Genomic DNA, 19,065 nt, shown 5'->3' with positions numbered 1-19,065 from the left:
CCCCTCCCCATGCGCGGCCTGCAGGTCTATCCTTTTGCCATGATCGAGCTTCCAGCCAGTTACAAGGAATATCTCGCCGACAAGAGCCAGATGTTCATCGATACGGTCAGACCGATCCTGATGCAGTCTGCGGCGGAGAAGCTGCACGGCGTCCGGGTCGTCTACAACCCCGGTTCCACCGGTCACCAGGCCCACCTCGACGACACCCTGCCCTTCGGCGTAGTGCTTGAGGATATCGATTAACCCCTGACTGCGCCGGCGAGGGCCAGCGAGTTCCCGGAGCCCCGTGCCACGATGACGTAAAGGGCCAGGACCGGGATCGAATAAAGGATCGAGAAGGCGGCCAGCTGTCCGTACGCCACTGCCCCGTGCTGGCCGAAAAAGCTGAAGATCGATACCGCTGCCGGCTGTTTGCCCTCAGACAGCAGGAGCACGAACGGAACGAAGAAGTTCCCCCAGGCCTGGATGAACACAAAGATGAACACCACCCCCAGGCCCGGACGCATGAGCGGAAGCACGATGGAACTCAGGGCGGCCAGCCTGGAGGCGCCGTCCACCCAGGCCGCCTCCTCTACGGCCACCGGCACGTCGTCCATGAAGTTCCTGGTCATCCAGATGGCCATGGGCAGGCTGGTGGCGGCCAGAAAAAGAACCGTGGCGGGCAGGGAGTCCAGCAGCTGGAGCTGCACGAACAGTCCGTAGACCGGCACCATGATGGCGGTGACGGGAAGGCAGGTACCGAACAGGATGCCGTACATGAACGGGGTGTTGAAGCGGGACCGGTAGCGGGAGAGCGGGTACGCGGCAAGCACGGCCGCCGCCAGTGTCACCATGCCGGTCCCGGCGGACAGCAGCAGGCTGTTCCAGAGGGGGCGAAACAGCAGTTCCGGGGTGAGGACGGCAGCAAAGTTGTCCAGGCCCGGCTGTTGCGGAACCTTGGCAGCGTGTCCGGCGGCCGGATCCAGGGAAGCCAGGACCAGCCACAGCAGTGGCAGCAGGAAGCAGGCACCTATCAGCAACAGGACCAGGTCCGCCCACGTGCCGCCCGGTGTGCGGGTGGTGCGCGGGTCGCGGCGGCGGGGCCGTCCGGCCTGTTTCGGGACGGTCACGGCTTCTGCTCCCTGAGGAGGCGGAGATAGGCTGCCCCGAAAAGGGCGCCGATCAGGATGAGGACCGAGGCGACGGCGGTGCCATAGCCGATGTCGCCGAACTTAAAGGCTTCCTGATAGGCCAGGACAGGCAACGTGGTGCTGCCGTTGGCGGGTCCCCCGGCGGTCATGACCCAGATCAGGGTGAACACAGCCAGTGTCTGCAGCGTGACCAGCATCAGGTTGGTGGCGATGCTGCCCCGGATCACCGGCAGCGTGATGAACGCCAGCCGCTGCCAGGCACCGGCACCGTCCACGTGCGCAGCCTCGGTCAGCTCTGCCGGGACGCCGTTCAGCGCGGCCCGGTACACCAGCATGGAAAAGGCGGTCCCCCGCCACACGTTCGCCAGGATCACGGCCGCCATGGGCACGGCATAGAGCCAGTCGGTTTCCGCCGCCCCGAACCGGCCCAGCAGCTGGTTGAGCGTGCCGTCGCGGCTGAAAAAGGCGTAGGCGGCGAAGGCGGCCACGATTTCCGGCAGGACCCACGCGGCCACGACGGCGGTGCCAACAGTTGCCGAGACCACCGGACGTGCCCGGCGCATGAGTACCGCCAGGGCCAGTCCCAGCACGTTCTGGCCCAGGACGGCAGAGCCTGCCACGAACAGGACCGTCAGGGCCAGCGAGAGCGGGAAGACGGGGTCCTGCAGCAGCCGCTGGTAGTTTTCCAGCCCCACCCACTCGGGATTCCTCGCATGGCGGCCGGTCAAACCGGCGTTGGTGAGCGAGGCGTGGAAGGCCCACAGCACGGGGCCGGCAAGGAACACGAGCAGCAGCAGGACGGCGGGCAGGACCGGCAGGTAGCGGAACACCTGCCGCCTGCGGTGGTGGGCGGGCACAGCTTACTTCCGGATGGTTTTGTCGCCGCCCACAATGCCGGCCACGGCCGTGTCATAGTCGGCCGCGGCCTGCTCAGGCGTCCGGCTGCCGGTGATCACGGCCTCGGTGGCCTCCTGGACGGCTGCGGAGATCCGCGGATAGTCGGAGGTGGCGGGCCGGAATTTGGTGACGGCGACCAGGCCGGACACGTCCTTCATAAACGGGTTGGCGGACTGGTAGCCGGGGTCCGCGGCGACGTCGGCACGGACGGCGATCTGTGAGCTGGCCACTGTGAATGCCAGCGAGTTCTTCGCGTTGAGCGCGGTGGTGAGGAAATTGAAGGCAAGGTCGGGCTGCTTGGTTTCCGCGCCGACGGCCAGGGTCCACCCGCCGGACATGCTGACGGCGCCCGGGGCCCCGCCGTTCTGCGTGGGGAACGGGGCCACGCCCATCTCCTGCCCGTAGCCGGGCCATGCGTAGCTTCCGCCGTCCTGCCAGAACGACGGCGCGTAGGAGCCTTCCACGGTTGCCCCGAGTTTTGCTTTCGGGAACCATTCGCCGAACACCTTCTTCCAGATGTTCGGGTCCAGCGCCTCGGCGGGTGCCACTGCGAGTTTTTCCTTGTAGAGCGTTTGGAGGAAGGCCAGCGAGTCCTTGAAGCCGGCCGAGCCAACAACCCACTTTTTGGATTCCGGGTCATAGAGGCCTGATCCGGTTCCGTACAGGAGTTCGTAAAAGCCCTGCATGACGGTTCCTTCACCGGTGCCCTTGCCGGCATACATGTTGAAGGGGATCACGTCCGGGCTGGAGGCTTTGATCTTCCTGGCGGTGTCCAGGATGTCCTGCCAGCTGGACGGCTGCCATGGCAGTCCAACGCCGGCGGCCTCAAAGACTTTCTTGTTGTACCAGATGGCCCTCGTGTCGGTGCCCAGCGGCACCGCGTACGTGCCGCCGTCGTCCGCTTTTCCTGCTTCCTTGGCGCCGTCGTCGAACTTCTCCCAGTCCCCCCACCCCTTCAGGCGGCTGTCCAGGTTGAGGAGGTACCCGGCGTCCACGTCGGAGCGGACCTTGAAGGTGTCCTCGTAGAAGACGTCCGGAGCAGTGGACGGCGACCGCAGGGCCAGGGCCAGCTTGGTACCGTAGTCGTCGTCGTTGGCCTGGATGGGCTGCAGTTCGATCGTGACGCCCTGGTTCGCGGTTTCAAACTCCTTCTTCGCGTCCTGGAACATGGTGTCCAGGGCTGTGAACGAATCTGTCTTCTGGTAGGCCACCTTGATGGTCCTGTTTCCGTCGGCCGGATTCCCGGGGGTGCAGGCCGCGAGGGCAAGGACCGCGGCGGCCACCAGGGACACTGTCTTGGATGCCCGGCGAAGCATGCCGCGGTCAGCTTTCCAGCAGGAGCCGCTGGGCGCGGGGCGCGAGGGTATGTTCCAGGACCAGCGAGGCGGCGCCGATCGCTCCCACGTCCTCCCCCACGCCGGTGCCAACAACCTCGATGGGGTGGATCAGCCGGACGTCGCTGTTGGCATCCAGGAGCGGCGGAATCCGCTCCAGGTAGCGCTCGGCCAGTCCGCTCCAGAAGGGACCGCCGAAAACCACGCGTTCAACATCGAGGGTGTTGGTTACCACGGAGACCGCCCGGGCCACGAGGACGGCGGACCTGTCCAGGATGGCGGCGGCACGTTCGTCGCCGCCGTCGGCGAGTTCGCACAGTTGGGAGAAGCGTTGCTGGACTTCGGCGCCGCTGTTTCCCGCGTGTGCGCCATCGAGGATCCCGGCGGCTTCCGCCTCCGCCACCAGCACCTGCGGGATGCAGGAGGATTTCACGCAGCCGCGCAGGCCGCAGTCGCAGGGCGGCCCGTCCGGGTCAACAATGATGTGGCCGATCTCCCCGGCGTTGCCGGAGGTGCCACGGACCACCTCGTCGTTCAGGACGATGCCGCAGCCGATGCCTGTGCCCATGTACATGAAGACGAAGCTGCCGGCGCCGCTGGGGCCGCCCGCCCATGTTTCCGCCACGGCGGCGCTGGTGACGTCCTTGTCAACGAGTACCGAGTAGCCGGTGGCCCTGGCCAGCGCGTCCCGCAGTTCCACCCGGTCCCAGCCGGGCAGCAATGGCGGGTCCACCACGGTGCCGTTGTCCAGATCAATCGGTCCGGGGGCAGCCACGCCCAGGCCGGCGATCCGGCTGCGGTCCACGCCCGACTCCGCAACGAGCTGGTCGATTTCCGCTGCAATGGTGGTGATGACGGCGGAGGGGTCATTCCCGCCGGGGGTCTTGATCCGGGAGTGCCGTACCACCGATCCAACCAGGTCCAGGACCACAAACGTGGTTACTGCCGGGTCCAGGTGGACCCCCAGGGCGTACATGCCCCCGGGATTGAGGCGCAGGATGGTCCGCGGCTTGCCTGGGCCCGTACCCTCCTTGCCGGCCTCGACGATCAGGTTCTGGTCCAGCAGGCGGCGGGAGATATTCGAGATGGTCTGCGGGGACAGGCCTACGATCTGGGCGAGCTCCACCCGGCTCAGGCCACCGGAGGTCCTGCGGATTGCATCAAGGATGACGGTGAGGTTGAAGTCCCCCATCTTTGGCAAGTTGGTTCCGCGCCTTGGAGAGGATTGGCGGATCTCAGACACGGTGTCCCCTAAACGTCTTCGGCTACCTGGTGAAGCTGATGCTTTGAATCGTACGTCAAGGGTGCGGCCCCGCCCACGTGTGCGGGCGGCGGCGCGGCAGGTTGTGTTCCGGTCAGCGGGGGTTGCGCGTGCTGCGGGTGACGGTGAACTTCGGGTTCCGCCCCTCCACCACGGTGGGTCCGACGTGCCGTTCCAGGGCCGGCAGGTAGGCCAGGTGCCGGTTGAAGACGGTCCACAGCTCACCTCCCGGTGCCAGCACCCGCCCCGCCGCCTCGATCATCTTCAGGCCTGCACCGGCATGGACGCCGGCACCGACATGGAAGGGCGGGTTGAGCAGCACGGCGTCCACGGCACCATCCGGGAAGGTGCCCAGGGCGTCGTCCTGCAGGACGCTGATCCGGTCCGCCAGCCCGTTGGCACGGGCGGTGGCGAGGGCGGACCGCACGGCGGCGGCCGACTGGTCGGTGGCGGTCACGGCGGCGGCAGGAAATTGCCGGGCGTACATTGCGGCGAGGATTCCGGTGCCGCAGCCCAGGTCGACGGCGTGCCGCGCCGGTTTCATTGCGGCCAGGAACGTCAACAGGAAACGTGTGCCGATGTCCAGCCTGGGGCCGGCAAAAACAGCGCCGTGCGCGGCTACGTCCAGGTCCAGTTCGGAAAGGTGCTCCACCACCGGGAAGCGTTGGGAAGCCGTAGCGGGTTTGGGGCCGCCGGCAAGGAGAACCCGCGATTTTTGCCGTGCGAGCTGCGGCTGAACGGAGACGAAGCAGCGTTCAAGGACCGCATTCATGCCCAGTGACATGTGTTTCACCCGGCCCCCTGCCAGCAGGCGGACGCCCGGCGCGGCATGAAGGGCCACGGCGGCAGCAATTTCCTCCAGTTCCGCGAGGGTCTTGGGGAGCTGCAGCAGGACGGTGTCTGCTCCCGCCAGCAGTTCGGGACCCAGGGGCAGCTGGACAAATCCGGGGCCGGCATCGGCCGCCTCCGGTCCGGCCAGTTCCGCCGCATTGAGCCGCAGCGCCCGTTCACCCGTGATCAGGTCCTGGTGCACACGCAGCGAGGCCGGGGCAAGTACCGCCGAAGCGCCGAGCGTCAGGGCTCCGTAGCGGTCTCCGATCACCGCCACCGTACTGCCTGCCCTGCCAAGCTGGACTGCAGTTTCCAGCAGCAGCAGGTCCGTGGCGTCCCAGGCCTGCAGGTTGGGGGCCTCCACGTCGGGCCTCCGGCGCAGGACGTGGAAAATCTCCGCCAAGGTGTTTGCTGCCACCGGTGTCGTGCCGCCTTCTGTTGCCCCTGCCTGCCCCGCGTCCCGGGGAATCACCCCCACGTTACCGTTTCCGCCGCCGTCGCCATTCCGGGCAGTTTCAGGATCGCGGCGACTGCTGCGCGTCCTGCACGGTTGGCACCGATAGTGGACGACGACGGGCCGTAACCCACCAGGTGGACGCGCGGCTCAGCTGCCACCTGGGTTCCGTCCATGGCGATCCCGCCGCCGGGTCCCCTCAGGTGGAGCGGTGCGAGGTGCTCAAGTTCCGCCCGGAAACCCGTGGCCCAAAGGATGACGTCAGCCTTCAGGAGGCTCCCGTCGGCGCGGCGGACCCCGTCCGCTTCGATGGATGTGAACATCGGCTGCCGGTCCAGTGCACCCCTCGCCTTGGCCGCGCGCAGGGCAGGGGTCCAGATAAGGCCCGTTACCGACACGACGCTTTGCGGCGGAAGTCCCTGGCGGACACGGTCCTCCACCAGCGCCACGGCATCGTGGCCGGCTTGTTCATCGAAGGGAGCGTCGCGCCAGACGGGTTCCCGGCGGGTGAACCAGCTGGTAGCGGTGATCAGGGAAATTTCCGCCAGCAGGCCGACGGCGGAAATGCCGCCGCCCACCACGATCACGTGCTTGCCCCGGAACTCCTCCGCGGAGATGTAGTCCGCTACGTGCAGTTGCCGGCCCCGGAACGAGGACTGGCCCGGATAGATTGGCCAGAACGGGCGGGTCCACGTTCCCGTGGCGTTAATGACCGCCCTGGCGCTCCAGTCGCCCTGGGTCGTTTCCACCCGCAGGCGACCCGCCGGGTCACCGTCTTCCCGCCTGACGGCCTGTACTTTGACGGGCCGGTGTACGGACAGGCCCAGCTCAGCCTCATAACTTCGGAAGTAGCGGCTCAGGAACTCGGAGCTGGGTTCCGCCGGATCCACCTCCGGTTTGGCGATGCCGGGCAGGTCGCTGATCCCGTTGACCGTGGCCATGCGCAGGCTCTTCCAGCGGTGCCGCCACGCACCGCCCGGGCCTTCCTCGGCGTCAAGCACGGCATAGTCAAGTCCCCGGCGCTGCAGGTGGTACGCGGCCGACAGGCCGGCCTGGCCCGCCCCGATGACCACCACATCGGTTGGATCAGGAATCACGTCCCCATGATAGTCGTGGGAGGCGGCCTGGCCTTAGGGTGGGCCCATGAACACTGGAGTGGACGCAGGAACGGGAGCCGGAGGCACCGGGCACGCAGCCCGGCTGGAAAAGGCCTTGGGGGTGGTGCTGGGGACCGGGCAAATACCCTTGCGGCTGCGGGCGTGGGATGGCTCGGAAGCGGGACCCGCGGACGCGCCGGTCCTGGACTTCAGGTCCCGAAAGGCCTTGCGGCGCATTCTTTGGTCGCCGGGGCAGCTGGGGCTGAGCCGGGCGTACGTTGCCGGTGAAATCGACGCCCCGGGTGACATCTTCGCGGCATTCACGGCGTTGAGCTCGGCCGGCAAGTTCGCCGAACCCGGTCCGTTCCGCCCGCCGTCCGCAAGCGAGCTCTGGTTGCTGCTGCGCACCGCCGTCCGGCTCGGAGCCATCGGAGCCAACCCGGCCCCGCCGCCGGAGGAGGCACGGGTCGAGAAGAAAGGCCGGATGCACTCCCGGGGCCGGGACTCAGCCGCCATCTCACATCATTACGACGTCGGCAACGACTTTTACGCCCTGGTGCTGGGACCATCCATGGTCTACTCATGCGCAGTGTGGCCGGAGGCTGCTCCGGGCAGGGGTCCGGAGACGGATCCTGTCGGTGGTCCGGATGCGGGGCCGGAAAGTGGCCTGGACGCCGCGCAGGAGGCCAAGCTGGACCTGGTCTGCCGCAAGCTGGGCCTTCAGCCCGGGATGCGGGTGCTGGATGTGGGGTGCGGGTGGGGCAGCTTCGCCCTCCACGCTGCAGCCAGGTACGGCGTCACCGTGGTGGGAGTGACGCTCTCCACGGAACAGGCCGGCCTGGCCCGCAAGCGTGCAGCGGACGCCGGCCTGACGGGCAGCGTGGACATCCGGGTCCAGGATTACCGGGACGTGCGGGACGGGCCGTTCGATGCCATCAGTTCCATTGGCATGTCCGAGCATGTGGGGCGGGAGCAGACCCCTGCGTACGCTGCCGCACTCTTCGGGCTGCTCCGGCCCGGCGGACGGCTGCTGAACCATGCCATCTCCTGGAACGCGGGCCCCACAAGCTCGGACCCGGACTCATTCATCCCCCGGTATGTCTTCCCGGATGGCGAAATGATCAGCCTCGGCGAGATGGTGACCGCCGTGGAAAGCGCAGGGTTCGAAGTCCTTGACGTGGAGGCCCTGCGCCGCCACTACGCCCTGACTCTCCGGGCGTGGGTAGGCCGCCTTGAACGGAACTGGGCGGAGGCGGTGCAACTGGCCGGCGAGGGACGCGCGCGGGTGTGGCGGCTGTACATGGCAGCCAGCGCCATCGGCTTCGAGAACGGCCTTACCGGCGTCAACCAGGTCCTGGTACGCCGGCCGGGCGGGGAGGAACCGCCGCTGCGCCGCACCGGCTGGCTCTGATGGAAAGCGCCCTCCTGCCGGGACCTAACTTGGCAGGCGGGCGCTCCATCAACCCGGTGGGGCTTACGCCACCGGTGAAGGACCGCCCGGCTGGGTGAAATGCTGGGTCTTCTCGATCTGCACCACTTTCGGGTCCGTTTCGTCGGCAGCGTAGTCCGTGGGCCTGGTGAGGTCCTCCCCTGTCCGGACCTTCAGCGCCCGCAACACCAGGGTCAGGACGACGGCGACAACCAGGTTCAGCACGAACGCCGAGACCGCAATGTAGACGCTGAAGTCCGTCCCGGGAATGGGGGCCACTGAGCCGCCGAAGTGGGCCTTGGTTACCGGGTTGACCACGTTGTAGGCGGAGACGGTTCCGAAGATGATGCCCACCGCCCAGCCAACCAGGAGGGCCCAGCGGTCGAACCACCGGGTGTAGAGGCCTGCCACCACGGCCGGGAAGGTCTGCAGGATCCAGATGCCGCCCAGCAGCTGCATGTTGATGGCCGCTGACTGGTCCATGGCGATGACGAAGACCAGGGCGCCCACCTTGACCACCAGCGAGACGATCTTGGAGACCTTTGCTTCTGTCCTGGCATCGACGTCAGGCCGGATGAAGTCGCGGTAGATGTTGCGGGTGAACATGTTCGCGGCCGCGATGGACATGATGGCTGCCGGTACCAGGGCGCCAATGGCGATGGCAGCCAGCGCGACCCCGGCGAACCAGGCCGGGAAGTGGTCAAGGAACAGTTGCGGAACCACCAGCTGCGGATTGACCGATCCGTCCAGGTCGATTGGCTTGGTGCCCGCCTTGATGGCCACGAAGCCCAGCAACGCCAGGAAGCCCAGCATCAGCGAGTACAGCGGCAGGATGGCGGCGTTGCGGCGGATGGTATTGCGGGCCTTTGATGCCAGGACTGCCGTCACGGAGTGCGGGTACATGAACAACGCCATGGCCGAACCCAAAGCCAGCGACCAGTACGCGGAGTAGTTGGCAGCCCCCGGGATGAAGACCCCGGCCGGCTTTCCCGTGGCCTGGTTCACCGTCCCCAGCTTGGTCTGTGCCGCACCGAAGATAGTGTCCCAGCCGCCGAACTTGATGGGCAGGTAAATGACGGCAACGATCACGGCAAGGTAGATCAACAGGTCCTTGACGACGGCGATCATCGCCGGCGCACGAAGCCCCGACGTGTACGTGTAGGCGGCGAGGACCACGAAGGCCAGGATCAGCGGCAGGTCGGTCAGGAGTACGTTGCCGGAGCTCCCCAGGCCAAGGACAGTGAGCACCGCCTTGATGCCCACCAGCTGCAGCGCGATGTAGGGCATGGTGGCAACGATGCCCGTGACGGCGACCGCAAGGGAGAGCCAGCGGCTGCCGTAGCGTCCACCCACGAAGTCCGCGGAGGTGACGTAGCCGTGGCGGTGGGACACCGACCACAGCCGGCTCATGATGATGAAGATAATCGGGTAAAGGACGATCGTGTACGGCACGGCGAAGAAGCCGGTGACCGCGCCCGTGGCCCACATCGCCGCCGGCACCGCCACGAACGTGTATGCCGTGTAGAGGTCCCCGCCCAGCAGGAACCACGTGATCCAGGTACCGAATCCGCGGCCACCAAGGCCCCACTCGTCCAGGCTGTGCAGTCCTTCGTCTCCGGTCCGCCGCCACTTGGCGGCCAGGAAGCCCATGACGGCCACGACGACAAACAGCACCACGACAATGACCAGGGCAATCCAGTTGATCTCGCGTCCGTTCATGGCCGATCCCCTTCCAACCCGGCATCGGCGGAGCCGGCGCCTGCCCGGGGCGGGCCGCCGGCACGAACCTCTGCCCGCCGTCGTCGGTCTTCCCTGGTCACCAGCCAATATGCCGAGCCGGTCAATAGGGCCGAAATTGGCACCCAGAGCAACTGGTACCAGTAGAAGAACGGCAACCCGCCCAGCCGCGGCGCATCAAAGGAGTAGAGCTGCGGCATCAGCGGGAAGAGGATGGCGGCGGCCAGCAGGATGCCGGCGCCGACATAGGGAGCGGGCCTGGCCGGCCCCCGGATGGCGGTATCGCGTGTCAGGCGCGGTTCCCCGGGAAAAGCATCGCCGTTCGGGCCAAAACCGGAACCATCTGCGTGGGACATCAGTGACCTCCTCGTCAACCTGTCCCGTGGCCCCGCTTTGAGTGAAAGCGGCCGAGCGGCGGGACGATGTGCCCTCAATCTCCAGTTGTACCCCGCTTTGACCTGCGCGGGAAGTGTTTTTTGCCCGCAGGGGTCCTTACTTGTGGCGGGAAAAGAAAGTTCCGGCAGGCAATGGAAAAGGGAACCATCACGGCTGTGATGATTCCCTTTTCCGGTGTAATGGTGGAGCTGAGGGGACTCGAACCCCTGACCCCCTGCATGCCATGCAGGTGCGCTACCAGCTGCGCCACAGCCCCGTACTCATGTCGCTTCCGGCCGGATTCGCCGGAGCAACCTGACCAGAGTAATGCACTTTTCCGCCGGACGCCAATCGGCTGTCAACAGCACAGGAAGCGCCCTTTTCCGCCCCCGGTCCCACCTGCCGGGATGGCGTGAAAGGGTGCCGCGGAGGAACCTGGACAGAACACCCGGAAACAGAAAAGTCCGCCGGAACCGTGAGGTTCCGGCGGACTTACCGGTGGAGCTGAGGGGACTCGAACCCCTGACCCCCTGCATGCCATGCAGGTGCGCTACCAGCTGCGCCACAGCCCCGGAATGTTGCCGCTCCGTGTGAGCTTTCTTCAGGGTCTCCCCCGAGCAACTCAAATATCTTAGAACAGCCATTCCGAAAATTCCAAATCGGGAATATTCACCGTCCGGCGGCGCAGGCTACTCGCTCTCGGATACTGCTCCGGCTTTGGCGGATGCGTCGTCGCCGAGCTGCAGGTCCACCACGGGGCAGTCCTTCCAGAGCCGCTCCAGGGCGTAGAACACCCGGTCTTCCTCATGCTGGACGTGGATGACGACGTCCGCATAATCCAGCAGGACCCACCGCCCGCCGGAACGGCCCTCACGGCGCACCGGGCGAAGGTCCTGCTTGGCGAGTTCTTCCTCGATACCGTCAACGATGGCGTTAACCTGGCGTTCGCTGGGGGCCGACGCGATGAGGAAAACATCGGCCAGGGCGAGACGTTCGCTCACGTCCATGGCGACAATGTCCTGGGCAATCTTGTCCGCGGCGGCCTTGGCGGCCGTTCGGGCTGTGGCAATGGATGTTTCTGTTGCAGTCACGGGACTCCTTGTTTGGGTTAAGTGTTGATGCCGGTGGCGGGTCAGCGGGACATGCCGCTGACGATCAGGATGATGCCGGCAACGAGGGCCAGGATCCCGAACGCGAGGATGCAGAACTGGAGGATACGGTTCCGCCGGGCCCTGGTCAGGCCCGCAGTGGCGGCGTCCAGGGGATCGAGGCCGTAAGCGGACCGGGCGGGAACACGGGGAAGGTCCTCGAAGAGGTCCTCCGGCTGGTTCTCCTGGCTCAGTACCGGCTTGGGACGGCTGGCAGCTTTGGCCGCGGCCTCGGCACGGGCGATGACCTGCGACCGGCCGGCGGCGGAATCAGGCGCAGGCGCCTTGGGACGGGCGGCAGGTTTGCGTTTACCTGGAGCCGGAACCCTGGTGCCGGGCCTGGTGGTGACCGGGACATGCGAGGTCGCCGGCGGCTTCATCACCGGACGTTCGACGCCCGGCACCTGGACGAACTCGAGCGGCGTTACCATGGCCAGGTTGTTGGCCGTGGACGGGCCCGGTTTGTCCTTGGGCGCGGCATCCCTGGCGGAGGCGGCATCCTTGGCGGAGTCAGCATCCCTGGTGGGGCCGGATGGAGTGCCGGCCTGTTCGGCAAGCTTCTGCCGGGCCATCGCGCGGCGGTTCAGGACGGCGGCCCTTTCGGCCAGGGCAATCTGCTCAGCCAGGACCTCCGGATCCACGGCTTCCGGATCGGTGGAGGCGATGTGCTCCATCTTGGCGATCTGGTTCCTGGCCTGCGCCGCGATGAGTGTCCGCGCTTCCAGGGCCTGTTCCACCGTCATCCCTGCCGGGGCGCTGGCGGGAGCCGGTGTTGGACTGGCAGTGGTCGTTCCGGCCCGGGATTTCCCTGGGCCGTCACTTTGCGCAGGGCCGTCAGTTGGTGCTGGGCCAACAGCCTGGGCAGGACCGTCAGTTGGCGCTGGGCCATCACTCTTGGCTGGGCCATTACTCTTCGCTGCGCCGGAGTTCGCCAGTGGAGCGGCGGCGGGAGGAACAACGGGATGGGCGGCCGTCAGCGCCTGCTCTTTGAGTTGTTGCAACCGCAACTGGCGCCGGGTGGGCGGTCCGCCGGCAGCAAGCTGGCCTTCCTTCTCCTCAAGCTCCTTGATGGTGCGAAGCGCGGCACGATCGCGGGCCCGGATCTGGGAGGAGCGCTGGGTGGGCGTCTGGTCTGCCGCCGCCTGGGGGCGCGGTGCCGAAGCGGTGCCGGCGGATCCGGCAGCCTGTCCCGCCGGCGCGGGCGCCTCATCAGCCGGCCGGGTGGCAGCACGCGGGCGTTGCCCGGCGGCAGGCATGGCGGCCTGTTGGGCGTCCCTGGCCTTCCGGAGTTCCCGGCGGCTGCGGATTGGGGGCTGTTCCTGACTCATTGAGAACTCATTCAGTACTGGCTGGTTCGCGTGCTTGGGAAAGTGGTTCAGCCGCGCTTGCGGGCGGGTCCGAATACAGGCCGTACTTGGCGATGTATTGGACCACTCCGTCCGGGACCAGGTACCAGACGGGGTGGTTCGCTGCCACGCGCGCACGGCAGTCGCTGGACGAAATAGCCATGGCAGGAACCTCCAGGAGGCTGACGTCGTCGCGGCCCATGCCGTCAAGGACGTGCCCGGGACGCGTAACCCCCACGAAATGGGCCAGCGACCACAGTTCGTCGATGTCCTTCCAGGACAGGATCTGCGCCAGGGCGTCCGCACCGGTGATGAAGAAGAGGTCTGCATCGGGGCGCTGCGCCCGGAGGTCGCGCAGGGTGTCGATGGTGTACGTGGGACCCGGACGGTCAACGTCCACGCGGCTGACGGTGAAGCGCGGATTGGACGCCGTGGCGATGACGGTCATCAGGTAGCGGTGCTCGGGTTCGCTGACCTGTTTATGGGACTTCTGCCACGGCTGCCCCGTGGGAACGAAGACCACCTCGTCGAGGTCGAACTCCGCCGCGACTTCGCTGGCTGCGACAAGGTGGCCGTGGTGGATGGGATCGAATGTCCCGCCCATCACGCCCAGCCGCAGCCTCCCCCGGGCACCATTGCGGCGCAGGTTGTGGGAAATCTTAGTGGCCCTGCCCGCGATCGTGCTTATTGGGGTGCTGGCGGTGCGGATCCGCGTGCTCGTCCGTGGCAGCGTGCCGGTTGCCCAGGTTGGTGTAGGACCAGGTGATGAACATCAACACCAGCAGGATGCTGAACATGGATACGCCAAAGACCCACGGTTCAGCCCACAGCGGCGCAAGCTCCTCATGGCCTGACTCGCCTGCGGCGGCGACGGACGTGGCAATCTGCTGGAGCAGCATTTTCTCCCCTATGTTCAAGGATTTACGGGCAGCGGAACCTTCCGCTGCTTTCCGGGTTCTGGTCTATGTTACCGCGTTGCTACCCGCGGACCTGGCCTTCGCCCTGGACAATCCACTTGGTGGTGGTGAGTTCGGTCAGGCCCATGGGGCCGCGGGCATGCAGCTTCTGGGTGGAGATCCCCACCTCTGCACCCAGGCCCAGTTCCCCGCCGTCGGTGAACCGCGTGGACGCGTTGACGATCACGGCCGCGGAATCCACCTCCGCGATGAACCGTTCGGCGTTGGCAAGGCTGTTGGTGAGGATGGCTTCGGTGTGTCCGGTGGACCAGGTTCGGATGTGCTGGACGGCCTCGTCAAGGCTGTCTACCATGGCCACCGCCAGGTCCAGGTCCATGTACTCTGTTCCCCAGTCCGCGTCCGTGGCCGGCTGGGTCTCGATCGCGGGCAGCGCGGCACTGATCCGCTCGTCGACGTGGAGGCGGACACCGGCGGCACGCAGGGCGGCGGCGACGGCGGGCAGCACCGTTGAGCCCGAGTGGACCAGCAATGTCTCCACGGTGTTGCAGACACTGGGCCGCTGGGTCTTGGCGTTGAGCAGGATCTCCACGGCCATGTTTTCGTCAGCAGACTCGTCGATGAAGATGTGGACGTTCCCCTCCCCCGTCTCGATGACAGGCACAGCCGAGTTGGTGACCACGGTCTGGATCAGGTCCCGGCCGCCACGGGGAATCAGCACGTCCACCCTGCCGCGGGCCTTCATCAGGACGTTGGCACCGGCACGGCCGAACTCGTCCACGGTCTGCACGGCATCGGCAGGCAGGCCCACGGATTCCAGGGCCTCACGCAGTACCCGCACCAGGACCTGGTTGGTGGCCTCGGCAGCACTGCCGCCGCGCAGGATGACGGCGTTGCCGCTCTTGAGGGCCAGTCCCGCGATGTCAACGGTGACGTTGGGCCGGGCCTCGTAGATGGCTGCCACCACACCCATGGGCACGTTGACCTGGCGGAGGCGCAGCCCGTTGGGCAAAGTCTGGCCGCGCACAACGTTGCCCACGGGATCAGGGAGGTTGGCCAGGTTTTCAAGGGCGGCCACCAGCCCGGCAATGCGTGCTTCGGAAAGGGTGAGCCGGTCCAGCAAGGCCGTGGAAGTGCCGTTGGCCTTGCCCCTGTCCACATCCATGGCATTGGCGGTGAGGATGGCCTGCGCATTCTCCTGCAGGGCCGTTCCCACGGCACGGAGTGCGCGGTCCTTCCAGGCCCGGTTCGCGGTGGCCATCCGGCGGGCGGCGTGGCGGGACCGGTCGGCGATGGCGTGGACCGCCGCTTCCACGTCTGCAGCGGAAAGAGGCTCCCTGGCTGATACCTGTCCTGCCGAGGCACCCGGCTGCGCCTGGGCAGCAGGGGTTCCGGAATCTTCAGCGGTATGGATCAGGGCTTCAGTCATGATCCAAGTTTAGGCGAGCCCCGGCCTCAGACCAGCACGAGGTCATCAACATGAACAACTTCACGGTCATAGCCGGTGCCCAGTTCCTCACCGAGTTCGCGCGTTGACCGCCCGAGCATGCGGGGCAGTTCCTCCGACGAGTAGTTCACCAGCCCACGGGCAACAACGGTGCCGTCGGCACCGGCCAGCTCCACGGCGTCGCCCGCTTCAAAGTCGCCGTGCACAGCGGAAATGCCCGCCGGCAGCAGGGACGTGCGGTGGTGCCGCACGGCGCGCACAGCCCCTTCGTCCAGGACAAGGCGGCCCTGCACCGACGCGACGTGGGCCAGCCACAGCAGCCGGACGGGCTTGCGGGAGCCGTTGACGGAGAACCAGGTGCCGACGTCCTCGCCGTTCAGGGCCGCGGCGGCGTTGGACGTGGAGGTCACCAGGGCGTGGATCCCGGACCCTGCCGCCATGCCGGCCGCCTCCACTTTGGTCATCATTCCGCCGGTGCCCACACCCGCCTTGCCCGCTTTGCCGATGGAAACGCCGTCGAGGTCGTGCGCGCCGGTGACCAGTGGGATGCGCTTGGCACCCTGCGCGGGCGGCCCGTCATAGAGGGCGTCGACGTCGGACAGCAGTACCAGCGCATCGGCGCGCACCAGGTGCGCCACCAGGGCAGCGAGCCGGTCGTTGTCGCCGAAGCGGATTTCGTGGGTGGCCACGGTGTCGTTCTCGTTGACGACGGGGACCACCCCAAGGGTCAGCAGCCGGTCCATGGCGCGGAGGGCGTTGGTGTGCTGGCTGCGGCGCATGAGGTCCTCGGCCGTAAGCAGGACCTGGCTGACGGTGACGCCGTGCGCACCGAAGGCCTGAGTGTACCGGGCCATCAGCAGGCCCTGGCCCACGCTGGCCGCCGCCTGCTGGGTGGCGAGGTCGCGGGGACGCTTGGCCAGCCCCAGCGGTGCCAGTCCGGCGGCGATGGCGCCGGAGGACACCAGGATGATCTCGGCGCCCGCGTTACGCTTGGCCGCCAGCGCGTCGGCCAGGGCAGTAAGGGATTCCTCCGAAATGCCGCCCTTGATGCTGGTCAGCGAGGAGGACCCCACCTTCACGACAATCCGGCGGGCACCTGCCAGCGCGCTTCTGTCCGCGGCACGCTCAGCGGCCATGCCCCTAGAGGTCATCGTCCGCTTCCAGCCCGCTCCCCTTCAGGGGGTCGGCGGCCCGGCGGCTGCTGACGGATTCGGTCCAGATACCGGCTTTCCGTTCCGCCTCGAGCTCGGCACGGGCGGCAGCCCTGGCATCCCGGCGCTCCTGCTGCTCCTCGCGCTTCTGGCCGCGCGTGGGGCGGTCACCAATATCGGCGAACCGCACGTCGGTGCCGCGCGGCGACGCCAGGAGTTCAGCACCTGCCATCATGGTGGGCTCCCAGTCGAAGACGACGCCGTCGTCCTCGCCGATGACCACTGTGTCCCCCGGCTTGGCGCCCTGCTTGAACAGCTCGTTTTCCACGCCCAGCTTGGCGAGCCGGTCCGCGAGGTAGCCGATGGCTTCCTCGTTGGTGAAGTCGGTCTGCTTGACCCAGCGCTCCGGCTTTTCGCCCAGGACGCGGAACAGCGGCTCGAGGTTCTTTTCCTCACGACGGATCTTGAAGCCGGCCTCGTTGACGGCGCGGGGACGCAGCACCACGGGCTGGACCTTGGGCGGGGCGGCCGCTACGGCGTCCCGGGCGGCTTGAACGATCTCTGCCATGGCGAAGCCGAGCTGGCGCAGGCCCTCGTGGCTGGTGGCGGACACCTCGAAAACACGGTAGCCGCGGGATTCGAGTTCCGGGCGCACGAATTCGGCCATGTCCTTGCCGTCGGGAAGATCCACCTTGTTCAAAGCCACCAGGCGGGGACGGTGGTTCAGCGGAACCACGTCGCCGTCCTGCCCTGCGTAGCTCATATCGACAGCGTACTTCTCCAGTTCACCCTCGATGATGGCAAGGTCCGAGAGGGGGTCACGGTCCGACTCCAGCGTGCCGCAGTCCAGCACGTGGACCAGCGCGGCACAGCGTTCGACGTGGCGCAGGAAGTTGTGGCCGAGGCCCTTGCCTTCACTGGCGCCCTCAATGAGGCCCGGGACGTCTGCGATGGTAAAACGGACATCCCCCGCCTGGACGACGCCCAGGTTGGGAACCAGCGTGGTGAACGGATAGTCGGCGATCTTGGGCCGGGCGGCGGACATCGCAGCGATGAGGCTCGATTTGCCGGCCGACGGGAAGCCTACCAGGGCGATGTCGGCGATTGATTTGAGTTCCAGCACGATATCGCTGGATTCGCCTTCGATACCGAGCAGGGCGAAGCCGGGAGCCCGGCGCTTCTGGGAGGAGAGCGCAGCGTTGCCCAGGCCGCCAATACCGCCGGCGGCTGCCACGTACTCCGCGCCCTCGCCGACGAGGTCCGCCAGCACTGTACCGTCCTTGGACTTGACCACGGTGCCGTCGGGGACAGGGAGGATGAGGGTTTCGCCATTCTTGCCGCCGCGCCAGTCGCCCATGCCCGGGCCGCCGTTGGTGGCGTGGCGGTGGGGTGCATGGTGGTAGTCAAGGAGCGTAGTGGTCTGGTGGTCCACGCGCAGGATCACATCACCGCCGTTGCCGCCGTCACCGCCGTCGGGACCGCCCAGGGGCTTGAACTTCTCGCGGTGGACGGAGACGCACCCGTTGCCGCCGTTACCGCCGGATACGTGCAGTACTACCCGGTCTACAAAGCTGGCCACGTGGATCTCCTCAGAAGCTGTTTACCTGGCGCCCCCGGGACGCCACATCGATTGTAATGCGGTTAAAAGAACAGTGGAGCGGACCATCAGGCCCGCTCCACCGCTTCAGAACTGTTTGTTACTCTGCAGCTGCAGCAGCAACGATGTTGACCACGCGACGACCGCGGCGGGTGCCGAATTCAACGGCTCCCGGGGTCAGTGCGAACAGGGTGTCGTCCCCGCCACGGCCAACGCCGGCGCCCGGGTGGAAGTGGGTGCCGCGCTGGCGGACGATGATCTCGCCTGCGGAAACTACCTGGCCGCCGAAGCGCTTGACGCCGAGGTACTGAGCGTTGGAATCACGACCGTTGCGAGTGGAGCTCGCGCCCTTTTTATGTGCCATCTGAAATGCCTGCCTCTAAATTCTGGGGAATCTGCTGAAAAACCTGAACAGTAACGAAGGTTACTGGATACCGGTGATCTTGACCTTGGTCAGTTCCTGGCGGTGACCCTGGCGCTTCTTGTAACCGGTCTTGTTCTTGAACTTCTGGATGACAATCTTCGGACCACGGAGGTCGTTCAGGATCTCAGCCGTAACGGTTACCTTGGCCAGGTCAGCAGCGGCAGAGGTGACCTTGTCACCGTCAACCAGGAGCAGTGCGGGCAGCTGAATGGTGCTGCCAGCTCCACCGGCGACGCGGTTCAGGGTAACGAAGTCTCCGACGGAAACCTTCTCTTGCCGGCCGCCTGCGCGGACAATCGCGTACACCACTTGGGAACTCACTTCTCTCGACGTTTATAACTAAATTTGCGTGCGGAACCGACTATCAAAAGCCTGGTTTATCGCTGTGCCTCAACGCCGTGGGGTCATAACCCAAGTGTTGGCGTAAGCACCGAAGATCCAGAATACGCTAAATCCATCTTCGGCCGCAAATGAGGCTGGTTCCGGCCGCCCT

General features: G+C 66.6%; 19 protein-coding genes and 2 tRNA genes. 2 read left to right on the top strand and 19 right to left on the bottom strand.

What is annotated here, in order from left to right; translation table 11 throughout:
• Positions 1–9 precede the first annotated feature (9 nt).
• The gene (locus tag QFZ57_RS13770) at positions 10–243 is read left to right on the top strand and encodes a hypothetical protein (RefSeq protein WP_306632517.1); all 234 of its coding nucleotides are present in this window, start codon (positions 10–12) and stop codon (positions 241–243) included.
• On the opposite strand, the gene QFZ57_RS13765 is transcribed toward QFZ57_RS13770, so the two are convergent.
• The 6 genes from QFZ57_RS13765 to QFZ57_RS13740 all read right to left on the bottom strand — a co-directional run bounded on the left by QFZ57_RS13765 (position 240) and on the right by QFZ57_RS13740 (position 7,004).
• Positions 240–1,109 (bottom strand): carbohydrate ABC transporter permease, encoded by an 870-nt coding sequence (locus tag QFZ57_RS13765; protein ID WP_373461249.1) that lies wholly within the window; start codon positions 1,107–1,109, stop codon positions 240–242. The two genes, QFZ57_RS13770 and QFZ57_RS13765, sit on opposite strands and share 4 nt — an antisense overlap.
• Positions 1,106–1,987: a carbohydrate ABC transporter permease gene (locus QFZ57_RS13760; protein ID WP_306900624.1), complete on the bottom strand. Its 882-nt coding sequence runs from the start codon at positions 1,985–1,987 to the stop codon at positions 1,106–1,108. The genes QFZ57_RS13765 and QFZ57_RS13760 overlap by 4 nt, the downstream gene beginning before the upstream one ends.
• 3 nt (positions 1,988–1,990) lie before the next feature.
• Positions 1,991–3,343 (bottom strand): extracellular solute-binding protein, encoded by a 1,353-nt coding sequence (locus tag QFZ57_RS13755; RefSeq protein WP_306900623.1) that lies wholly within the window; start codon positions 3,341–3,343, stop codon positions 1,991–1,993.
• Positions 3,344–3,350: 7 nt separating this feature from the next.
• Positions 3,351–4,553 carry an ROK family transcriptional regulator gene (locus tag QFZ57_RS13750; RefSeq protein ID WP_306632515.1) on the bottom strand — a complete coding sequence of 401 codons (1,203 nt, stop codon included), beginning with the start codon at positions 4,551–4,553 and terminating at the stop codon, positions 3,351–3,353.
• A 163-nt stretch (positions 4,554–4,716) separates the two neighbouring features.
• The gene (locus QFZ57_RS13745; protein ID WP_306630928.1) at positions 4,717–5,871 is read right to left on the bottom strand and encodes a class I SAM-dependent methyltransferase; all 1,155 of its coding nucleotides are present in this window, start codon (positions 5,869–5,871) and stop codon (positions 4,717–4,719) included.
• Between the two features lie 50 nt (positions 5,872–5,921).
• Positions 5,922–7,004, bottom strand: coding sequence for an FAD-dependent oxidoreductase (locus QFZ57_RS13740; RefSeq protein ID WP_306630927.1), 1,083 nt, complete (start codon positions 7,002–7,004; stop codon positions 5,922–5,924).
• A 46-nt stretch (positions 7,005–7,050) separates the two neighbouring features.
• On the opposite strand from QFZ57_RS13740, the gene QFZ57_RS13735 reads away from it, so the two are divergent.
• A complete protein-coding gene (locus QFZ57_RS13735; RefSeq protein ID WP_306900622.1) occupies positions 7,051–8,415 on the top strand; it encodes an SAM-dependent methyltransferase in 1,365 nt (454 codons plus the stop codon).
• Between the two features lie 63 nt (positions 8,416–8,478).
• On the opposite strand, the gene mctP is transcribed toward QFZ57_RS13735, so the two are convergent.
• The 13 genes from mctP to rplU all read right to left on the bottom strand — a co-directional run bounded on the left by mctP (position 8,479) and on the right by rplU (position 18,881).
• Positions 8,479–10,152 (bottom strand): monocarboxylate uptake permease MctP, encoded by a 1,674-nt coding sequence (mctP, locus tag QFZ57_RS13730; RefSeq protein ID WP_306630925.1) that lies wholly within the window; start codon positions 10,150–10,152, stop codon positions 8,479–8,481.
• Positions 10,149–10,526 (bottom strand): DUF3311 domain-containing protein, encoded by a 378-nt coding sequence (locus QFZ57_RS13725; RefSeq protein WP_306630924.1) that lies wholly within the window; start codon positions 10,524–10,526, stop codon positions 10,149–10,151. The genes mctP and QFZ57_RS13725 overlap by 4 nt, the downstream gene beginning before the upstream one ends.
• A gap of 220 nt (positions 10,527–10,746) precedes the next feature.
• Positions 10,747–10,822: transfer RNA gene (locus tag QFZ57_RS13720), tRNA-Ala, on the bottom strand.
• Positions 10,823–11,044: 222 nt separating this feature from the next.
• Positions 11,045–11,117: transfer RNA gene (locus QFZ57_RS13715), tRNA-Ala, on the bottom strand.
• A gap of 117 nt (positions 11,118–11,234) precedes the next feature.
• A complete protein-coding gene (gene rsfS / locus QFZ57_RS13710) occupies positions 11,235–11,636 on the bottom strand; it encodes a ribosome silencing factor (protein WP_306630923.1) in 402 nt (133 codons plus the stop codon).
• Between the two features lie 41 nt (positions 11,637–11,677).
• Complete coding sequence (locus tag QFZ57_RS13705) at positions 11,678–13,021, bottom strand: hypothetical protein (RefSeq protein ID WP_306900621.1); 1,344 nt, start codon at positions 13,019–13,021, stop codon at positions 11,678–11,680.
• A 7-nt stretch (positions 13,022–13,028) separates the two neighbouring features.
• On the bottom strand, positions 13,029–13,697 hold the full coding sequence (nadD, locus tag QFZ57_RS13700; RefSeq protein ID WP_373461310.1) for a nicotinate-nucleotide adenylyltransferase: 669 nt from the start codon (positions 13,695–13,697) through the stop codon (positions 13,029–13,031).
• Between the two features lies 1 nt (position 13,698).
• A complete protein-coding gene (locus QFZ57_RS13695; RefSeq protein ID WP_306630921.1) occupies positions 13,699–13,938 on the bottom strand; it encodes a hypothetical protein in 240 nt (79 codons plus the stop codon).
• A gap of 79 nt (positions 13,939–14,017) precedes the next feature.
• On the bottom strand, positions 14,018–15,382 hold the full coding sequence (locus QFZ57_RS13690) for a glutamate-5-semialdehyde dehydrogenase (RefSeq protein ID WP_306630920.1): 1,365 nt from the start codon (positions 15,380–15,382) through the stop codon (positions 14,018–14,020).
• Positions 15,383–15,408: 26 nt separating this feature from the next.
• Positions 15,409–16,551 carry a glutamate 5-kinase gene (proB, locus tag QFZ57_RS13685; RefSeq protein WP_306630919.1) on the bottom strand — a complete coding sequence of 381 codons (1,143 nt, stop codon included), beginning with the start codon at positions 16,549–16,551 and terminating at the stop codon, positions 15,409–15,411.
• Complete coding sequence (gene obgE, locus QFZ57_RS13680) at positions 16,541–18,130, bottom strand: GTPase ObgE (RefSeq protein WP_306630918.1); 1,590 nt, start codon at positions 18,128–18,130, stop codon at positions 16,541–16,543. Before obgE ends, proB begins: the two co-directional genes overlap by 11 nt.
• Positions 18,131–18,248: 118 nt before the next feature.
• Positions 18,249–18,512 carry a 50S ribosomal protein L27 gene (rpmA, locus tag QFZ57_RS13675; RefSeq protein ID WP_009372867.1) on the bottom strand — a complete coding sequence of 88 codons (264 nt, stop codon included), beginning with the start codon at positions 18,510–18,512 and terminating at the stop codon, positions 18,249–18,251.
• A gap of 60 nt (positions 18,513–18,572) precedes the next feature.
• On the bottom strand, positions 18,573–18,881 hold the full coding sequence (rplU, locus tag QFZ57_RS13670; RefSeq protein ID WP_142045052.1) for a 50S ribosomal protein L21: 309 nt from the start codon (positions 18,879–18,881) through the stop codon (positions 18,573–18,575).
• Between the last annotated feature and the right edge of the window lie 184 nt (positions 18,882–19,065).

Origin of the sequence: Arthrobacter sp. B1I2 (assembly GCF_030816485.1) — a bacterium.
GTDB lineage: Bacteria > Actinomycetota > Actinomycetes > Actinomycetales > Micrococcaceae > Arthrobacter.
Note: the sequence above shows the minus strand (reverse complement) of the source record. Positions and strands in the feature narration are given on the sequence as shown.